This window comes from Pseudomonas sp. Arb-4-2C, from assembly GCF_055755015.1.
The window spans coordinates 1,973,604-1,993,668 of the sequence record NZ_CM146899.1 but is presented as its reverse complement, the minus strand read 5'-3'; the positions used below and the strand labels follow the sequence as shown (position 1 = coordinate 1,993,668).

At 60.2% G+C, this 20,065-nt stretch carries 16 protein-coding genes; all 16 read left to right on the top strand.

Annotation, left to right across the window (positions count from 1 at the left end; all coding sequences use genetic code 11):
* Positions 1-152 precede the first annotated feature (152 nt).
* Positions 153-2,378 (top strand): NADP-dependent isocitrate dehydrogenase, encoded by a 2,226-nt coding sequence (locus AC0J41_RS08955; protein WP_473015227.1) that lies wholly within the window; start codon positions 153-155, stop codon positions 2,376-2,378.
* A gap of 196 nt (positions 2,379-2,574) precedes the next feature.
* Positions 2,575-3,021, top strand: coding sequence for an NUDIX hydrolase (locus AC0J41_RS08950; protein WP_025109001.1), 447 nt, complete (start codon positions 2,575-2,577; stop codon positions 3,019-3,021).
* A 59-nt stretch (positions 3,022-3,080) separates the two neighbouring features.
* The gene (mnmA, locus tag AC0J41_RS08945; protein WP_025109000.1) at positions 3,081-4,205 is read left to right on the top strand and encodes a tRNA 2-thiouridine(34) synthase MnmA; all 1,125 of its coding nucleotides are present in this window, start codon (positions 3,081-3,083) and stop codon (positions 4,203-4,205) included.
* Complete coding sequence (hflD, locus tag AC0J41_RS08940) at positions 4,202-4,825, top strand: high frequency lysogenization protein HflD (protein WP_025108999.1); 624 nt, start codon at positions 4,202-4,204, stop codon at positions 4,823-4,825. The genes mnmA and hflD overlap by 4 nt, the downstream gene beginning before the upstream one ends.
* 127 nt (positions 4,826-4,952) lie before the next feature.
* Positions 4,953-6,323, top strand: a complete 1,371-nt coding sequence (gene purB, locus AC0J41_RS08935; RefSeq protein ID WP_473015226.1) for an adenylosuccinate lyase — start codon at positions 4,953-4,955, stop codon at positions 6,321-6,323.
* Between the two features lie 86 nt (positions 6,324-6,409).
* Positions 6,410-7,579: a ribosomal protein uL16 3-hydroxylase gene (locus AC0J41_RS08930; RefSeq protein ID WP_473015225.1), complete on the top strand. Its 1,170-nt coding sequence runs from the start codon at positions 6,410-6,412 to the stop codon at positions 7,577-7,579.
* Entirely contained in the window at positions 7,572-7,997 is a 426-nt protein-coding gene (locus tag AC0J41_RS08925; protein ID WP_473015224.1) for a GNAT family N-acetyltransferase, read from the top strand. Before AC0J41_RS08930 ends, AC0J41_RS08925 begins: the two co-directional genes overlap by 8 nt.
* 213 nt (positions 7,998-8,210) lie before the next feature.
* Positions 8,211-8,948, top strand: coding sequence for a secretin N-terminal domain-containing protein (locus tag AC0J41_RS08920; protein ID WP_473015222.1), 738 nt, complete (start codon positions 8,211-8,213; stop codon positions 8,946-8,948).
* 475 nt (positions 8,949-9,423) lie between these two features.
* Positions 9,424-10,749 carry an isocitrate lyase gene (aceA, locus tag AC0J41_RS08915; protein WP_016775277.1) on the top strand — a complete coding sequence of 442 codons (1,326 nt, stop codon included), beginning with the start codon at positions 9,424-9,426 and terminating at the stop codon, positions 10,747-10,749.
* Between the two features lie 646 nt (positions 10,750-11,395).
* The gene (locus AC0J41_RS08910; RefSeq protein ID WP_003223812.1) at positions 11,396-11,809 is read left to right on the top strand and encodes an NADH-quinone oxidoreductase subunit A; all 414 of its coding nucleotides are present in this window, start codon (positions 11,396-11,398) and stop codon (positions 11,807-11,809) included.
* A gap of 10 nt (positions 11,810-11,819) precedes the next feature.
* The gene (locus AC0J41_RS08905; RefSeq protein WP_003223809.1) at positions 11,820-12,494 is read left to right on the top strand and encodes a NuoB/complex I 20 kDa subunit family protein; all 675 of its coding nucleotides are present in this window, start codon (positions 11,820-11,822) and stop codon (positions 12,492-12,494) included.
* Positions 12,495-12,566: 72 nt separating this feature from the next.
* Entirely contained in the window at positions 12,567-14,351 is a 1,785-nt protein-coding gene (nuoC, locus tag AC0J41_RS08900; protein ID WP_025108994.1) for an NADH-quinone oxidoreductase subunit C/D, read from the top strand.
* Positions 14,352-14,353: 2 nt separating this feature from the next.
* On the top strand, positions 14,354-14,851 hold the full coding sequence (gene nuoE / locus AC0J41_RS08895; protein ID WP_003223804.1) for an NADH-quinone oxidoreductase subunit NuoE: 498 nt from the start codon (positions 14,354-14,356) through the stop codon (positions 14,849-14,851).
* The gene (nuoF, locus tag AC0J41_RS08890; protein ID WP_025108993.1) at positions 14,848-16,203 is read left to right on the top strand and encodes an NADH-quinone oxidoreductase subunit NuoF; all 1,356 of its coding nucleotides are present in this window, start codon (positions 14,848-14,850) and stop codon (positions 16,201-16,203) included. Before nuoE ends, nuoF begins: the two co-directional genes overlap by 4 nt.
* 136 nt (positions 16,204-16,339) lie before the next feature.
* Positions 16,340-19,054 carry an NADH-quinone oxidoreductase subunit NuoG gene (nuoG, locus tag AC0J41_RS08885; protein ID WP_473015221.1) on the top strand — a complete coding sequence of 905 codons (2,715 nt, stop codon included), beginning with the start codon at positions 16,340-16,342 and terminating at the stop codon, positions 19,052-19,054.
* Complete coding sequence (gene nuoH, locus AC0J41_RS08880) at positions 19,051-20,058, top strand: NADH-quinone oxidoreductase subunit NuoH (RefSeq protein WP_007964859.1); 1,008 nt, start codon at positions 19,051-19,053, stop codon at positions 20,056-20,058. The genes nuoG and nuoH overlap by 4 nt, the downstream gene beginning before the upstream one ends.
* Positions 20,059-20,065 lie beyond the last annotated feature (7 nt).

Below are 20,065 nucleotides of genomic sequence, written 5' to 3'. Positions count from 1 at the left end.
AGTCCGACTGCTTGACGCTCTACTGATGCACCCAACATCACCGCGAAGAATCTCGACATTCGGTTCATGGATGACTTTGAACGAACGCGCTTACCCGGCGCCCCTCGAGTTTCTGCGCACGCTTTAGCAAAGAAGAGAGAGTTAATCCGAATATGCCCACCCGCTCGAAGATCATCTATACCTTCACCGACGAAGCTCCAGCCCTCGCCACCTATTCCCTGCTGCCGATCATCGAGGCTTACACCGCCTCGGCCGATATCGCCGTGGAAACCCGCGATATCTCTCTTGCAGCACGCATCCTGGCCAGCTTCCCCGAGCAACTGGGCGACAAAGCCGTAGCCGACCACCTCGCCGAACTGGGCGCTCTGGCCGTTACGCCTGAAGCCAACATCATCAAGCTGCCGAACATCAGTGCTTCGGTTCCTCAGCTGCAAGCGGCGATCAAAGAGCTGCAAGCCCAGGGTTACAACCTGCCGGACTACCCGGAAACCGTGACCAGCGACGCCGACAAAGACGCCAAGGCGCGTTACGACAAGGTCAAGGGCAGCGCCGTGAACCCGGTTCTGCGTGAAGGCAACTCCGACCGCCGCGCTCCGCTGTCGGTCAAGAACTACGCGCGCAAGCACCCGCACAAAATGGGCGCCTGGGCCAAGGACTCCAAGTCCCACGTCGCTCACATGAGCACCGGCGATTTCTACGGCAGCGAAAAAGCTGCCCTGATCGACGCCGCTGACGCTGTGAAGATCGAGCTGATCGCCAAAGACGGTACCGCTACCGTCCTGAAAGAAAAAACCACTGTTCAGGCCGGCGAGATCCTCGACTGCGCCGTGATGAGCAAAAACGCCCTGCGTGCGTTCATCGCCGCTGAAATCGACAGCGCCAAGGCACAAGGCGTGCTGCTGTCGGTTCACCTGAAAGCGACCATGATGAAGGTCTCCGACCCGATCATGTTCGGCCAGATCGTTGCCGAGTTCTATAAAGACGCCCTGACCAAGCACGCTGACGTGCTGGCCCAGATCGGCTTCAACCTCAACAACGGCATCGGCGATCTGTACGCGCGCATCAAGGCCCTGCCAGCCGAGCAACAAGCTCAGATTGAAGCCGACATGGCAGCGGTCTACGCCGCTCGCCCATCGCTGGCGATGGTCAACTCCGACAAGGGCATCACCAACCTGCACGTGCCAAGCGACGTTATCGTCGACGCCTCGATGCCGGCGATGATCCGTGACTCCGGCAAAATGTGGGGCACCGACGGCCAACTGCACGACACCAAGGCTGTGATCCCGGATCGCTGCTACGCGACCATCTACCAGGCCGTGATCGAAGATTGCAAAGCCAATGGCGCTTTCGACCCGACCACTATGGGCAGCGTGCCAAACGTTGGCCTGATGGCGAAGAAAGCCGAAGAGTACGGCTCGCACGACAAGACCTTCCAGATCAAGGCTGACGGCGTGGTTCGCGTGACCGACAGCAAAGGCACCCTGCTGATGGAACAGGCTGTTGAAGCCGGCGACATCTTCCGCATGTGCCAGACCAAAGACGCCCCGATCCAGGACTGGGTCAAACTGGCCGTCAACCGCGCTCGCGCAAGCAGCACCCCGGCAATCTTCTGGCTGGACCCGATGCGCGCCCACGACGGCGTAGTGATCGAAAAAGTTCAGGCTTACCTGAAGGATCACGACACCACCGGTCTGGACATCCAGATCATGGCCCCGGTCGACGCGATGAAGTACACCCTGCAGCGCACCCGCGAAGGCAAGGACACCATTTCGGTCACCGGTAACGTTCTGCGTGACTACCTGACCGACCTGTTCCCGATCATGGAACTGGGCACCAGCGCCAAGATGCTGTCGATCGTGCCGCTGATGAACGGCGGTGGTCTGTTCGAAACCGGCGCCGGCGGCTCGGCTCCGAAGCACGTGCAGCAACTGGTTGAAGAAAACTTCCTGCGCTGGGACTCGCTGGGCGAATTCCTCGCACTGGCAGCGTCCCTCGAGCATCTGGGTGTGAACTACAACAACCCGAAAGCGCTGGTGCTGTCCAAGACCCTGGATCAGGCTACCGGCCAGTTCCTCGACAACAACAAGTCGCCATCGCGCAAAGTCGGCAACATCGACAACCGCGGCAGCCACTTCTACCTGGCGCTGTACTGGGCTCAGGCCCTGGCCGCCCAGACCGAAGACGCTGCACTGCAAGCGCAGTTCGCGACCCTGGCCAAAACCCTGACCGAGAACGAGGCGACCATCGTTGCCGAACTCAACGCCGTTCAGGGCAAGCCAGTGGACATCGGTGGTTACTACCACGCCGATGCCGAGCTGATCAGCAAGGCCATGCGCCCAAGCGCAACCTTCAACGCGGCGATTGCTGCGCTGGTATAAGGTTGTAGCGCGGTAAACAAACCCCGGCCCCGTGCCGGGGTTTGTGTTTCTGCCTGCAATACCCCCCCCTGTGGGAGCGAGCCTGCTCGCGAATGCGGTTTATCATTCAACATCTTCATTGACTGACCCACCGCTTTCGCGAGCAGGCTCGCTCCCACAAGGGATCGGGTTTTAACCAAGAGATTGAGGAAGTTTTATGGAATGGCTCCCCCACATCACTGTCGCCACCATCGTCGAAGACAACGGCCGCTTCCTGATGGTCGAAGAGCACAAGGCCGGACGTAATGTGCTTAACCAGCCCGCCGGCCATCTCGACCCCGACGAAACCCTGATCGAAGCCGCCGTGCGCGAAACCCTCGAGGAAACCGGCTGGGACGTCGAACCCACCGGCGTGATCGGCATTTACCTGTATACCGCTCCGAGCAACGGCGTGACTTACCAGCGCGTGTGCTTCAGCGCCAAAGCCGTGCAACACCACCCCGACTATCAACTCGATGACGGCATCGTCGGCGCCAAGTGGCTGACCCGCGACGAATTAATCGCCCAGCGCGATAACTGGCGCAGCGAGCTGATCATCCGCTGCATCGACGATTATCTGGCCGGTCATCACTTCAGTCTCGAACTGATCCGCCCTTCTCTTTAGCCTTGAGGCCATGAGCCTGATAGAATCGCGTCCTTTTTCAAGACACTCATTGAATCCCTATGCGTGATCCAGCCCCTTCTGACACATCCAAGAAGCGCGTCATTGTCGGCATGTCCGGCGGCGTGGACTCTTCCGTTTCCGCTCTCCTGCTGATCGAGCAGGGTTACGAGGTGGAAGGCCTGTTCATGAAGAACTGGGAAGAAGACGACGGAACGGAATACTGCACCGCCATGGACGACCTGGCGGATGCTCAGGCTGTGTGCGACAAAATCGGTATCAAGCTGCACACCGCCAACTTCGCCGCCGAGTACTGGGACAACGTGTTCGAGCACTTCCTGGCCGAATACAAGGCCGGGCGCACGCCGAACCCTGACATCCTCTGCAACCGCGAGATCAAGTTCAAGGCGTTCCTCGATTACGCCATGATGCTCGGCGCCGACCTGATTGCCACCGGCCACTACGTGCGTCGCCGTGACATCGAGGGCCGCACCGAACTGCTCAAGGGCCTGGATCCGAACAAGGACCAGAGCTACTTCCTGCACGCCGTCGGCGGCGAACAGATCGCCAAGACCCTGTTCCCGGTCGGCGAACTGGAAAAACCGGAAGTACGCGCAATTGCCGAGAAATACGAGCTGGCGACCGCCAAGAAGAAGGATTCCACCGGGATCTGCTTCATCGGTGAACGTCGTTTCAGCGACTTCCTCAAGCAATACCTTCCGGCACAACCGGGCGAAATCAAAACCACCGAAGGCGAAGTCATCGGCCGTCACCACGGCTTGATGTACCACACCATCGGCCAGCGTCAGGGTCTGGGCATCGGCGGCCTGAAAGATGCCGGCGACGAACCGTGGTACGTGCTGCGCAAGGATCTGGACACCAACGAACTGATCGTCGGCCAGGGCAATAATCATCCATGGCTGTTCTCCAGCGCCCTGCTCGCTTCGGAAATCTATTGGGTCAACCCGATCGACCTGAGCCAGCCGCTGCGCCTGACTGCCAAGGTTCGCTACCGCCAGAGCGATCAGGCCTGCACCCTGGAAAAAACCGCCAGCGGCTACCGCGCCGTGTTCGACGAACCGCAACGCGCGGTCACTCCGGGCCAGTCCGTGGTGTTCTACGACGGTGAAATCTGCCTTGGCGGCGGCGTGATCGAAGTCGCCGAGCCGTGGAGCGGCCAGGCATGAGCCCGACTCAGGAGCAACTGACGGCGCTGGGCGGCGTGTTTCTCGCCGCCGTGCTGGTCGACCGGATCGCCAAGACCGGCCAGACCAGCGAGGCGGGCCTGAGCTGCATGCTCGGCAGCCTGCTGGTGCGCGACCCGAAGGACACACTGGACGTGTACGGCGGCGACGACATCAATCTGCGCGAAGGTTACCGGGCCTTGATCGGCGCGCTCGAACGCGACCCGAGCACCCTGCAGCGCGAGCCATTGCGCTACGCCCTGTCGATGCTTGGCCTCGAGCGGCAACTGGCCAAACGTAACGACATGCTCGACACCATCGGCAAGCGCCTGCCGCAGATCCAGTCGCAGGTCGAACACTTCGGCCCGGCCCACGAAAACGTGGTCGCTGCCTGTGGCGCGCTGTATCAGGACACCCTGAGCACCCTGCGCCAACGCATTCAGGTGCATGGCGACATGCGCAACCTGCAGCAACCGAGCAACGCTTCGAAGATCCGCGCCCTGCTGCTGGCCGGCATCCGCTCGGCACGCCTGTGGCGACAGCTCGGCGGCCACCGCTGGCAGTTGGTGATCAGCCGGCGCAAGCTGCTCAAAGAGCTGTATCCGTTGATGCGCAGCGAGTAAATCGTCGCGCAATAAAAGTTTTGTAGTCTGTAGCGCGTAATACGCCGGTCAGTTGGCAACGGACCGGCGGATTTTTTCATGTATGATACGCGCCCCATTTCGTTGCCCGACTGTCCGAGAACACCCCATGCAGCTCTCTTCGCTCACTGCGGTTTCCCCTGTTGACGGCCGCTACGCCGGCAAAACCCAGGCCCTGCGCCCGATTTTCAGCGAGTACGGCCTGATCCGTGCCCGCGTTCTGGTTGAAGTGCGCTGGCTCCAGCGCCTGGCCGCCCACGCCGGTATCCCGGAAGTGCCAGCCTTCTCCGCCGAGGCCAACGCCGTTCTGAATGAACTGGCTGAAAACTTCTCGCTGGAGCACGCCGAGCGCGTCAAAGAGATCGAACGCACCACCAACCACGACGTCAAGGCGATCGAATACCTGCTCAAGGAGCAGGCGGCCAAGCTGCCGGAGCTGGCCAAGGTCAGCGAGTTCATCCACTTTGCCTGCACCAGCGAAGACATCAACAACCTGTCCCACGCCTTGATGCTGCGCGAAGGCCGTGACGACGTAATGCTGCCGCTGATGCGCCAGACCGCCAACGCCATCCGCGAACTGGCGATCCGCTTCGCTGACGTGCCGATGCTGTCGCGCACCCACGGTCAGCCAGCCTCGCCGACTACTCTGGGTAAAGAGCTGGCGAACGTGGTTTACCGTCTCGAGCGTCAAATCGCTCAAGTCGCTGCCGTGCCGCTGCTGGGCAAGATCAACGGCGCTGTCGGCAACTACAACGCGCACCTGTCGGCCTACCCGCAGATCGACTGGGAAGCCAACGCCCGCGCCTTCATCGAAGACGAGCTGGGCCTGGGCTTCAACCCGTACACCACGCAGATCGAACCGCACGACTACATCGCCGAGCTGTTCGACGCGATCGCGCGCTTCAACACCATCCTGATCGACTTCGACCGTGACATCTGGGGCTACATTTCCCTGGGTTACTTCAAGCAGCGCACCATCGCTGGCGAAATCGGCTCGTCGACCATGCCGCACAAGGTCAACCCGATCGACTTCGAAAACTCCGAAGGCAACCTGGGCATCGCCAACGCACTGTTCCAGCACCTGGCGAGCAAACTGCCGATCTCCCGCTGGCAGCGCGACCTGACCGACTCCACCGTACTGCGTAACCTCGGTGTCGGCTTCGCCCACAGCGTGATCGCGTACGAAGCCAGCCTCAAAGGCATCAGCAAACTGGAGCTCAACGAGCAGAAGATTGCTGCTGACCTGGACGCTTGCTGGGAAGTCCTGGCTGAGCCGATCCAGACCGTAATGCGCCGCTACAACATTGAAAACCCGTACGAGAAACTGAAAGAACTGACGCGCGGCAAAGGCATCAGCCCGCAAGCGCTGCAGACTTTCATCGACGGCCTGGACATGCCAGCCGAAGCGAAAGCCGAGCTGAAACAGCTGACTCCGGCCAACTACATCGGCAACGCTGTAGCACAAGCCAAACGCATCTGATCGACCGCTTGACCCGTTTGAGACGCCCGGCCGCGCCGGGCGTTTTTATTCCCGTCTGAAAAGTGCTTTTTTTCAATAGGTTACATATGAATCCCGATATTCCTCTTCAACTTCTGGGTGGCATCACGGCGCGCGAGTTCCTGCGCGACTACTGGCAGAAAAAGCCATTGCTGATCCGCCAGGCGATTCCTGACTTCGAAAGCCCGATCGACGCCGACGAACTGGCCGGCCTCGCCCTGGAAGAAGAAGTCGAATCGCGCCTGGTGATCGAACACGGCGAGCGCCCATGGGAACTGCGTCGCGGCCCGTTCGCTGAAGACGAGTTCAGCAAACTGCCGGAAACAGAGTGGACCCTGCTGGTGCAAGCGGTTGACCAGTTCGTCCCGGAAGTCAGCGAGCTGCTGGAAAACTTCCGTTTCCTGCCGAGCTGGCGCGTTGACGACGTGATGATCAGCTTCGCCGCTCCGGGTGGCAGCGTCGGTCCGCACTTTGACAACTACGACGTGTTCCTGCTGCAAGGCCACGGCAAGCGCAACTGGAAAATCGGCCAGATGTGCGACTCCGAAAGCCCGCTGCTGCAACACGCCGACCTGCGCATCCTCGCCGAATTCCACGAGACCGAAGAGTGGGTTCTGGAACCGGGCGACATGCTTTACCTGCCGCCGCGCCTGGCCCACTGCGGTGTAGCCGTGGACAACTGCATGACCTACTCGGTCGGCTTCCGTGCGCCGAGCGCTTCCGAAGTGCTGACTCACTTCACCGATTTCCTCAGCCAGTTCCTGACTGACGAAGAGCGCTACACCGATGCCGACGCCAAGCCAGCCGTCGATCCGCATCAGATTCAGCACGATGCACTGGATCGCCTGAAAAGCCTGCTCGCCGAGCACATGAGCGATGAGCGCCTGCTGCTGACCTGGTTCGGCCAGTACATGACCGAGCCGCGCTACCCGGAACTGGTGGTCGGTCCGGAAGACGTCGAAGAAGATGACTTCCTCGCTGCCCTGCAAGACGGTGCCGTGCTGATCCGCAACCCGAGCGCGCGCCTGGCCTGGTCGGAAGTCGATGACGACCTGCTGCTGTTCGCCAGCGGCCAGAGCCGTTACCTGCCGGGCAAGCTGCGCGAGCTGCTGAAGATGATCTGCGCCGCCGACGCGCTGCACGCGGACAACCTCGGCGAGTGGCTGAACGACGAAGACGGCCGCGGCCTGCTGTGCGAGTTGGTCAAACAGGGCAGCCTGGGATTCGCCGATGAATAAGATTCGCGTACGTGTCGCAGACTGGCAGAAGGACATCGCCGAGATCCGGCGCATTCGTGAAACGGTGTTCATTGCCGAACAATCGGTGCCACCTGAGTTGGAATGGGACGCGGATGACGCGACCGCCGTGCATTTTCTGGCGTTCGAAGGCGACTTTCCGATCGGCACTGCGCGCCTGTTGCCTGATGGGCACATCGGTCGCGTTTCAGTGCTCAAAGACTGGCGCGGGATGAAGGTGGGCGACGCACTGATGCAAGCAGTGATCGCCGAAGCTGAAGCCCGCGGGCTGAAGCAGCAGATGCTCAGCGCGCAGGTGCAAGCCACGGCGTTCTATGAGCGTCTGGGCTTCAAACTGGTCAGTGAGGAATTCCTCGAAGCCGGGATTCCGCATGTCGATATGGTTCGGCATTCGGCGTAAGACCGAGGCGCTCCTTTCGCGAGCAGGCTCGCTCCCACAGGATTTGCACTGAACCTGTGGGAGCGAGCCCGCTCGCGATAGCGGCGTCAAGAACACTCAAAACGCCCCGCCATCTCACGATGCCGGGGCGTTTTGCTGTCTACGATTCAACTTGCCCCACCCCGGGCCGACAAACTGGCAATATCAAGCCTTTCGAAAGCGGAGATAACGGACATGTCCCTACGCACCCTGCTCACCACCCTGCTGCTCGCCTGCAGTTTTTCGGTGATGGCAGCCACTGAAATCGTGCCCCTCAAGTACCGCACCAGCGCCGACATGCTGCCGATGGCGCAAGACTTCATCGGCAGGGACGGCCAGGTCAGCGCCTATGGCAACCAGCTGATCATCAAGGCCGAGCCAGACAAGATCCAGGAACTCAAAGCCCTGATCACTCAGCTCGACACCGTGCCCAAGCGCCTGCTGATCACCGTCGACACCAACGAGAACAACCAGCAGAACACCGGCGACCAACAGACCAGGATCATCAACTACAGCACCGCCAGCCGTGATGGCGGTATCCAGCAGGTACAGGCCAGCGAAGGCGCACCGGCACTGATCCAGGTCGGCCAGAGCGTGCCGATCACCAGCAGCCAGACCAACTCCTACGGCGATTACAGCAGCCAGACCCAATACCGCAACGTCACCCAGGGCTTCTACGTCACCGCCAGCGTCACCGGCGACATCGTTCACCTGGCAATCAGTACCAACCGTGACCGCATGAGCCAGGAACGTCCCGATGTAGTGAACGTGCAAAGTACCGACACAACCGTCAGCGGCCGGTTGGGAGAGTGGATCACCCTCGCCGGCATAAACCGCGAAACCCAGGCCGACAAACAGAGCCAGACCCGCAGCTACTCTACTCAAGGCCGCGATGACATGACTTTAAGGGTGAAAGTCGACACGCTGGACTAAAGCACCGAAAACTGACTGATTAGTCGTATTAGACGAAAGATGTAGTGCTTGAAAAAAAGCACTACAAAACGTTTGACGAGGCAAAAAAGCGAAGGCATGATGGCCTCGCTCCCGCTAATCAGAGGCCCTGGCAAGGGCCTTCGAAGCGATGTTTCGCACCTACCCCGCGAACCGCTTCGTGTCTGTACCGCCCACAAGGTGTGTTTGACGAGGTTGCCGACTGGAACGAAGTTGTCCCGAGGGACGGAAGCGTAATTAGGTAACCCGGCTTCACGCTGTAGTTCGTATAAAGGCCCACGACGCCCGAATGCGCTCCGCAGTGCGCCACTACCTGCTCACTTCCCCTCGAGCCCATCGTTCATCCCGTCGCCTACCCCGCCGAATCCGACTTGACCACCTAAGCTTCTGGTCAGCGAGCGCAGGAATTTTCCACCGCAGAACAACTTTTCATAAAGACGCGACGAGGTTTATCTCCATGGCACTGACACGCGAACAGCAAATTGCAGCCCTTGAAAAAGACTGGGCTGAAAACCCGCGCTGGAAAGGCGTGACTCGCACTTACTCCGCTGCTGACGTCGTCCGTCTGCGTGGCTCGGTTCAACCTGAGCACACCTTTGCGAAAATGGGCGCCGAGAAGCTGTGGAACCTGGTGACCCAGGGTGCCAAGCCGTCCTTCCGCCCAGAGAAAGATTTCGTCAACTGCATGGGCGCCCTGACCGGCGGCCAGGCTGTTCAGCAGGTTAAAGCCGGTATCCAGGCAATCTACCTGTCGGGCTGGCAGGTAGCTGCGGACAACAACTCCGCAGAATCGATGTACCCGGACCAGTCGCTGTACCCGGTGGACTCGGTGCCAACCGTGGTCAAGCGCATCAACAACTCGTTCCGTCGTGCTGACCAGATCCAGTGGAAAGCCGGCAAGAACCCGGGTGACGACGGCTACATCGACTACTTCGCGCCAATCGTGGCTGACGCTGAAGCCGGTTTCGGCGGCGTGCTGAACGCGTACGAGCTGATGAAGAGCATGATCGAAGCAGGCGCCGCCGGCGTTCACTTCGAAGACCAACTGGCTTCCGTGAAAAAATGCGGCCACATGGGCGGCAAAGTACTGGTTCCAACTCAGGAAGCCGTGCAGAAGCTGACCGCTGCACGTCTGGCGGCTGACGTTGCCGGCACGCCAACCATCATCCTGGCCCGTACCGACGCCAACGCTGCTGACCTGCTGACGTCCGACTGCGATCCGTACGACCAGCCGTTCGTAACTGGCGAGCGTACTCAGGAAGGCTTCTACAAGGTACGTGCCGGCCTGGATCAGGCAATCGCCCGTGGCCTGGCTTACGCGCCGTACGCCGACCTGATCTGGTGCGAAACCGCCAAGCCGGATCTGGAAGAAGCCCGTCGCTTCGCTGAGGCGATCAAGAAGGAATACCCGGACCAACTGCTGTCGTACAACTGCTCGCCTTCCTTCAACTGGAAGAAAAACCTGGACGACGCGACCATCGCCAAGTTCCAGCGCGAACTGTCCGCCATGGGTTACAAGCACCAGTTCATCACTCTGGCCGGCATTCACAACATGTGGCACAGCATGTTCAACCTGGCGCACGACTACGCCCGCAACGACATGACTGCCTACGTGAAGCTGCAGGAGCAGGAATTCGCTGACGCCGCCAAGGGTTACACCTTCGTGGCTCACCAGCAGGAAGTGGGCACTGGCTACTTCGACGACATGACCACCGTGATCCAGGGTGGCTCGTCCTCGGTCACCGCACTGACCGGTTCGACCGAAGAAGAACAGTTCCACTGATTCGGCTTCGCTGAGCAAACGGCCTTTGCGGATCGGATAGAAAGCTAACCGCAGAGCTGCACGACTGACGCCCCGACTGGTTCGGGGCGTTTTTTTTGCTTTTGAAAACCTCACCGGCACCGCAAATCCCTTGTGGGAGCGAGCCTGCTCGCGAAGGCGCTGTGTGAGCTTGCACATGCAGCGACTGATCCACCGCTTTCGCGAGCAGGCTCGCTCCCACAGGAAAAGCGTCAGCCGCGACAAAAAACATTGATCCAGAGCGGTACCCGCGTCACAAAAAACCGGTAAAACGCTCGCCACCGCTACTTGCAGTAACGGGCATATAAGACAACTTTCCGATTACTGCACCGCTAAACAGTTACAAAACCACTCCAAACGATATCAATTATCATTTAGCAGCAACTATGTTCGTTACATTTCCCACAAAACATAATTCGCGTAAACCCGGCTAATGCCCGCAACGCATGGGCTGCAGGGCATTGGAGGTGCGCTATGTCCTTATTCCAATAAATAATTTCGCTATAGGAATTTTACTTGCTGGGTGTTTAGCCATAAAATCAGCCCGATTGATTGCTGCGACATATCGTCACTGCCTTATTTCTTTATCAAGCTCAGAGACCTTTGCTCTCTGTTAAGGATTACCAGCATGCCCGAAGCGACAGGACTCATGGCCCACAACTGGGGCTTTGCCATTTTCCTTCTGGGTGTAGTCGGCCTGTGTGCCTTCATGCTCGGCGTCTCTAGCCTCCTCGGGTCAAAAGCCTGGGGCCGCAGCAAAAACGAACCGTTCGAGTCCGGCATGCTACCTACCGGTGGCGCCCGCTTGCGGCTCTCAGCCAAATTCTATCTGGTCGCGATGCTGTTCGTGATCTTCGATATCGAAGCCCTCTTTCTCTTTGCATGGTCTGTGTCCGTCCGCGAAAGCGGCTGGACCGGATTCGTCGAAGCTCTCGTTTTCATAGCAATTCTGTTGGCAGGTCTTGTCTACCTGTTCCGAGTGGGCGCCCTTGACTGGGCTCCGGAAGCTCGTCGCAAGCGGCAGGCGAAGCTGAAACAATGAGGCTTTGGCAATGCAATACAATCTCACCAGAATCGACCCCGATGCTCCTAACGAGCAATATCCGATTGGCGAACGGGAAACCGTTTCCGATCCGTTAGAAGATCAAGTCCACAAAAACATTTTCATGGGCAAGCTCGAAGACGTGCTGAGTGGCGCGGTCAACTGGGGGCGTAAAAACTCCCTGTGGCCGTACAACTTCGGCCTTTCGTGCTGCTATGTGGAAATGACCACCGCCTTCACGGCGCCCCACGACATCGCGCGCTTTGGCGCCGAAGTTATCCGGGCATCACCGCGTCAGGCCGACTTCATGGTTATCGCCGGCACCTGCTTCATCAAGATGGCGCCGATCATTCAGCGTCTCTACGAGCAAATGCTCGAGCCGAAGTGGGTGATTTCCATGGGCTCGTGCGCCAACTCCGGTGGCATGTACGACATCTACTCCGTGGTTCAAGGGGTGGACAAGTTCCTGCCCGTGGACGTCTACGTACCTGGCTGCCCGCCCCGTCCAGAAGCATTTCTGCAAGGCTTGATGCTGTTGCAGGAATCGATTGGCCAGGAGCGTCGCCCACTGTCCTGGGTCGTTGGTGATCAAGGCGTTTATCGCGCCGACATGCCTTCGCAGAAAGAACAGCGCCGCGAACAGCGAATCGCAGTCACCAACCTGCGCAGCCCTGACGAAGTCTGATCCAGTCTGTTCTTACAAAGAAACGAGAAGCTGGCTTCATTCTTTACGTTGACCGAAAGCGAAAAAATAACCATGACTACAGGCAGCGCTCTGTACATCCCGCCTTATAAGGCAGACGACCAGGATGTGGTCGTCGAATTGAACAACCGTTTTGGCGCCGAAGCGTTCACCGCTCAGTCGACCCGCACCGGCATGCCGGTGCTGTGGGTGGCTCGCGCCAAACTTGTCGAAGTCCTGACCTTCCTGCGCAACCTGCCCAAGCCGTACGTCATGCTCTATGACCTGCACGGCGTGGACGAGCGTCTGCGCACCAAGCGTCAAGGGCTGCCGTCGGGCGCCGACTTCACCGTGTTCTATCATCTCATGTCGCTTGAGCGTAATAGTGACGTGATGATCAAAGTCGCCTTGTCCGAAAGCGACCTGAGCTTGCCGACCGTCACCAGCATCTGGCCGAACGCCAACTGGTACGAGCGTGAAGTCTGGGACATGTACGGCATCGACTTCAAAGGCCACCCGCACCTGTCGCGCATCATGATGCCGCCGACCTGGGAAGGTCACCCGTTGCGCAAGGACTTCCCGGCGCGCGCCACCGAATTCGATCCGTACAGCCTCAACCTCGCCAAGCAACAGCTTGAGGAGGAAGCCGCGCGCTTCCGTCCTGAAGACTGGGGCATGAAGCGTTCCGGTGCCAACGAGGACTACATGTTCCTCAACCTCGGCCCGAACCACCCTTCCGCGCACGGTGCTTTCCGCATCATTCTGCAACTGGACGGTGAAGAGATCGTCGACTGCGTGCCGGACATCGGTTACCACCACCGTGGTGCCGAGAAGATGGCCGAGCGTCAGTCCTGGCACAGTTTCATCCCTTACACCGACCGTATCGACTACCTCGGCGGCGTGATGAACAACCTGCCGTACGTGCTCTCGGTCGAGAAGCTGGCCGGCATCAAGGTGCCCGAGAAGGTCGACGTCATCCGCATCATGATGGCCGAGTTCTTCCGGATCACCAGCCACCTGCTGTTCCTGGGGACTTACATCCAGGACGTCGGCGCCATGACTCCGGTGTTCTTCACCTTCACCGACCGCCAGAAGGCGTACACGGTGATTGAAGCCATTACCGGTTTCCGTCTGCACCCGGCCTGGTACCGCATCGGCGGTGTTGCCCACGACCTGCCACGCGGCTGGGACAAACTGGTGAAAGACTTCGTTGAATGGCTGCCAAAGCGCCTCGACGAATACACCAAGGCTGCCCTGCAGAACAGCATCCTCAAGGGCCGTACCATCGGCGTCGCTGCCTACAACACCAAAGAGGCCCTGGAGTGGGGCGTCACCGGTGCCGGCCTGCGTTCGACCGGTTGCGACTTCGACCTGCGTAAAGCGCGTCCGTACTCCGGCTACGAGAACTTCGAGTTCGAAGTTCCGCTGGCTGCCAACGGCGATGCCTACGACCGCTGCATGGTCCGCGTCGAAGAGATGCGCCAGAGCATCAAGATCATCGACCAGTGCCTGCGCAACATGCCGGAAGGCCCGTACAAGGCGGATCACCCGCTGACCACGCCGCCGCCGAAAGAGCGCACGCTGCAGCACATCGAAACCTTGATCACGCACTTCCTGCAAGTTTCGTGGGGCCCGGTCATGCCGGCCAACGAATCCTTCCAGATGATCGAAGCGACCAAGGGCATCAACAGTTATTACCTGACGAGCGACGGCGGCACCATGAGCTACCGTACCCGGATCCGCACTCCGAGCTTCCCGCATCTGCAACAGATCCCTTCAGTGATCAAAGGCAGCATGGTCGCGGACTTGATTGCGTACCTGGGTAGTATCGACTTCGTTATGGCCGACGTGGACCGCTAAGCATGAACAGCACGCTTATCCAGACAGACCGTTTCACCCTGAGTGAAACCGAGCGCTCGGCCATCGAGCACGAGCTGCATCACTACGAAGACCCGCGCGCGGCGTCGATCGAAGCCCTGAAGATCGTTCAGAAAGAACGCGGCTGGGTGCCGGATGGCGCCCTGTACGCGATCGGCGAGATCCTCGGCATCCCGGCCAGCGACGTTGAAGGTGTGGCGACGTTCTACAGCCAGATCTTCCGTCAGCCGGTTGGCCGTCACATCATTCGCGTCTGCGACAGCATGGTCTGCTACATCGGTGGCCACGAGTCGGTGGTCAGCGAAATCCAGAACAATCTGGGCATCGGCCTGGGTCAGACCACCGCCGACGGTCGTTTCACCCTGCTGCCTGTCTGCTGCCTCGGCAACTGCGACAAGGCACCGGCGCTGATGATCGACGACGACACCTTTGGCGACGTGCAGCCTGCTGGCGTGGCCAAACTGCTCGAGGGCTACGTATGACCCTGACATCTTTCGGTCCTGCCAACCGCATCCAGCGTTCGGCCGAGACTCACCCGCTGACCTGGCGTCTGCGTGACGACGGCGAAGCCGTGTGGCTCGACGAATACCAGGCCAAGAACGGTTACGCCGCTGCGCGCAAAGCCTTCGCCGACATGGATCAGGACGCCATCGTCCAGACCGTGAAAGACGCTGGCCTCAAAGGTCGCGGCGGTGCAGGCTTCCCCACGGGCGTGAAGTGGGGCCTGATGCCCAAAGACGAATCCATCAACATCCGCTACCTGCTGTGCAACGCGGATGAAATGGAACCGAACACCTGGAAAGACCGCATGCTGATGGAGCAACTGCCCCATTTGCTGATCGAAGGCATGCTGATCAGTGCCCGCGCACTGAAAACCTACCGTGGCTACATCTTCCTGCGTGGCGAGTACACCACCGCCGCCAAGCACCTCAACCGTGCCGTGGAAGAAGCCAAGGCAGCCGGCCTGCTGGGCAAGAACATCCTGGGCAGCGGCTTCGATTTCGAGCTGTTCGTCCACACCGGCGCCGGGCGTTACATCTGCGGTGAAGAAACCGCACTGATCAACTCCCTTGAAGGCCGCCGCGCCAACCCGCGCTCCAAGCCGCCCTTCCCTGCCGCCGTGGGCGTGTGGGGCAAGCCGACGTGTGTGAACAACGTAGAAACCCTGTGCAACGTGCCGGCAATCATTGCCGACGGTGTTGACTGGTACAAATCGTTGGCTCGCGAAGGCAGTGAAGACATGGGCACCAAGCTCATGGGCTTCTCCGGCAAGGTCAAGAACCCTGGCCTGTGGGAACTGCCATTCGGCGTCACCGGTCGCGAGCTGTTCGAAGACTACGCCGGCGGCATGCGCGACGGCTTCAAGCTCAAGGCCTGGCAGCCAGGTGGGGCCGGTACCGGTTTCCTGTTGCCGGAGCACCTCGACGCACAGATGTACGCCGGCGGCATCGCCAAAGTGGGCACCCGGATGGGTACCGGCCTGGCCATGGCGGTGGACGACAGCGTCAACATGGTGTCCCTGCTGCGCAACATGGAGCAGTTCTTCGCTCGCGAGTCGTGCGGTTTCTGCACCCCGTGCCGTGATGGTTTGCCATGGAGCGTCAAGCTCTTGATGGCGATCGAACAAGGCCGCGGTCAGCCAGGTGACATCGAGACCCTGCTGGGTCTGGTCAACTTCCTCGGCCCGGGCAAGACCTTCTGTGCTCACGCACCGGGTGCCGTGGAGCCGTTGGGCAGTGCCATCAAATACTTCCGTCCAGAGTTCGAAGCCGGTATCGCGCCTGCAAGCGCCGCCGTCCCGCCTCTGGCAAGGCCGATCGTAGTCGGCGCGTAAACGCTTAAAAAGGCGAAGGGTCCGTGCCCTTCGCCTTTCGTCCGATGACGCCTTTCGGGGCTGACTGGATTCGGACGAATAACAAGATTCCATTAGCCACGCCCGCTGACACCGGGCCAACGAAGACCTTTGAACCATGGCCACTATCCACGTAGACGGCAAAGCGCTCGAAGTCGACGGGGCAGACAACCTGTTACAGGCATGTCTGTCGCTGGGCCTCGACATCCCTTATTTCTGCTGGCACCCCGCGCTTGGTAGCGTCGGGGCCTGCCGCCAGTGCGCGGTCAAGCAGTACACCGACGAGAACGACACCCGTGGTCGCATCGTCATGTCCTGCATGACGCCTGCCACCGACAACACCTGGATCTCCATCGACGACGATGAGTCCAAGGCGTTCCGCGCCAGTGTTGTCGAATGGCTGATGACCAACCACCCGCACGACTGCCCAGTGTGCGAAGAAGGCGGTCACTGCCACCTGCAAGACATGACCGTGATGACCGGCCACAACGAGCGCCGTTATCGCTTCACCAAACGCACCCACCAGAACCAGCAACTGGGCCCGTTCATTTCCCACGAAATGAACCGCTGCATCGCCTGCTACCGCTGCGTGCGTTTCTACAAGGATTACGCCGGCGGCACTGACCTCGGTGTATTCGGCGCCCACGACAACGTGTACTTCGGTCGCGTTGAAGACGGCACCCTCGAAAGCGAGTTCTCCGGCAACCTCACCGAGGTCTGCCCGACCGGCGTGTTCACCGACAAGACTCACTCCGAGCGCTACAACCGCAAGTGGGACATGCAGTTCTCGCCGAGCATCTGCCATGGCTGCTCCAGCGGTTGCAACATTTCTCCGGGCGAGCGTTACGGCGAACTGCGTCGTATCGAAAACCGTTTCAACGGTTCGGTGAACCAGTACTTCCTGTGCGACCGTGGCCGTTTCGGTTATGGCTACGTCAACCGCACCGACCGTCCACGTCAGCCGCTGCTGGCCGACGGCACCAAGTTGGGCCTCGACGCCGCACTGGATAAAGCTGCTGATCTGCTGCGTGGTCGCAACATCGTCGGTATCGGTTCGCCGCGTGCCAGCCTCGAAAGCAACTACGCGTTGCGTGAACTGGTCGGCGCCGAGCACTTCTACTCCGGTATCGAAGCATCCGAACTGGAGCGTATCCGCCTGGTTCTGCAAGTGTTGAAAGACAGCCCGCTGCCTGTGCCGAACATGCGCGACATCGAAGACCACGACGCGGTATTCGTGCTCGGTGAAGACCTGACCCAGACCGCCGCCCGTATGGCCCTGGCCCTGCGTCAATCGGTCAAGGGCAAAGCCGAAGACATGGCCGAAGCCATGCGCGTTCAGCCTTGGCTCGACGCGGCAGTGAAGAACATCGGTCAGCACGCGCTGAACCCGCTGTTCATCGCCAGCCTGGCTGAAACCAAGCTCGACGACATCGCTGAAGAATGCGTACACGCAGCGCCTGACGATCTGGCGCGCATCGGTTTCGCCGTGGCTCACGCCCTGGACGCCAGCGCACCAGCCGTTGAAGGTCTGGACGCCGAAGCACTGGAACTGGCCAAGCGCATTGCTGATGCCCTGCTCGCGGCAAAACGTCCGCTGATCATCGCCGGTACTTCGCTGGGCTCCAAAGCCTTGATCGAAGCCGCTGCGAACATCGCCAAGGCCCTGAAGCTGCGCGAGAAGAACGGTTCGATCAGCCTGATCGTGCCGGAAGCCAACAGCCTTGGCCTGGCCATGCTCGGTGGCGAATCGGTTGATGCAGCGCTGCAAGCGGTGATCGACGGCAAGGCCGACGCCATCGTCGTGCTGGAAAACGATCTGTACACCCGCACCTCGAAAGCCAAGGTCGATGCGGCATTGAACGCGGCGAAAGTCGTGATCGTTGCCGACCACCAGAAGACCGCCACCACCGATCGAGCGCAACTGGTTCTGCCAGCGGCAAGCTTCGCTGAAGGCGACGGTACGCTGGTCAGCCAGGAAGGTCGCGCCCAGCGCTTCTTCCAGGTTTTCGATCCGCAGTACATGGATGCGAGCATCCTGGTTCACGAAGGCTGGCGCTGGCTGCACGCCCTGCGCGCGACCCTGCTGAACCAGCCAATCGACTGGACGCAACTCGACCAGGTTACCGCTGCCGTTGCCTCGAGCACTGAGCAACTGGCGCGTATCGTTGATGCCGCTCCGTCTGCCGCGTTCCGCATCAAGGGTCTGAAACTGGCGCGTGAGCCGCTGCGCTACTCCGGTCGCACCGCAATGCGCGCCGACATCAGCGTTCACGAACCACGCACTCCGCAGGACAAAGACACCGCGTTCGCCTTCTCCATGGAAGGTTACTCGGGTTCGGTTGAGCCGCGTCAGCAGGTTCCTTTCGCCTGGTCGCCAGGCTGGAACTCGCCGCAAGCCTGGAACAAGTTCCAGGACGAAGTCGGTGGTCACCTGCGCGCTGGCGATCCGGGCACTCGCCTGATCGAAAGCACTGGCGACTCGCTGAACTGGTTCGCTGCCGCTCCGCGTGCGTTCAACCCGGCGCCGGGCACCTGGCAAGCCGTGCCGTTCTACCACCTGTTCGGCAGCGACGAAAACTCGTCGAAAGCCGCGCCGGTTCAAGAGCGCATCCCGGCTGCTTATGTTGCTCTGGCGAAATCCGAAGCAGATCGCCTGGGCGTCAACGACGGTGCCCTGCTGAGCCTGAACGTGGCCGGTCAGACCCTGCGTCTGCCGCTGCGCATCAATGAAGAACTGGGCGCTGGTCTGGTGGCCTTGCCTGCGGGCATCGCCGGCATTCCACCGGCATTCGCCGGCGTGTCCGTCGACGGTCTGCAGGAGGCAGCGCAATGACCTGGTTCACCCCTGAAGTGATCGATGTGATCCTGACGGTCATCAAAGCCATCGTGATTCTGCTGGCCGTTGTGGTCGCAGGCGCGTTGCTCAGCTTTGTCGAACGTCGCCTGCTGGGCTGGTGGCAGGACCGTTACGGCCCGAACCGCGTTGGCCCGTTCGGCATGTTCCAGATCGCCGCCGACATGCTCAAGATGTTCTTCAAGGAAGACTGGACCCCGCCGTTTGCCGATAAAGTGATATTCACTTTGGCGCCGGTGGTGGCCATGTCCGCCCTGCTGATCGCCTTCGCGATCATCCCGATCACCCCGACCTGGGGCGTGGCGGATCTGAACATCGGCCTGCTGTTCTTCTTCGCCATGGCCGGCCTGTCGGTCTACGCGGTGCTGTTCGCCGGCTGGTCGAGTAACAACAAGTTCGCCCTGCTCGGCAGCTTGCGTGCCTCGGCGCAGACCGTGTCCTACGAAGTGTTCATGGGCCTGGCCCTGATGGGCATCGTGGTGCAGGTCGGCTCGTTCAACATGCGCGACATCGTCGAGTACCAGGCGCAGAACCTGTGGTTCATCATTCCGCAGTTCTTCGGCTTCTGTACCTTCTTCATCGCTGGCGTGGCTGTGACTCACCGTCACCCGTTCGACCAGCCGGAAGCGGAACAGGAACTGGCCGACGGTTACCACATTGAATACGCCGGTATGAAATGGGGCATGTTCTTCGTCGGTGAATACATCGGCATCATCCTGATCTCGGCGCTGCTGGTCACCCTGTTCTTCGGTGGCTGGCACGGTCCGTTCGGCATCCTGCCGCAACTGTCCTTCGTCTGGTTCGCACTGAAGACCGCGTTCTTCATCATGCTGTTCATCCTGCTGCGCGCTTCCATCCCGCGTCCGCGTTATGACCAGGTGATGGATTTCAGCTGGAAATTCTGCCTGCCACTGACCCTGATCAATTTGCTGATAACCGCTGCGGTTGTGTTGTGGAACACACCTGCGGTTGCGGTTCAGTGAGGATTTG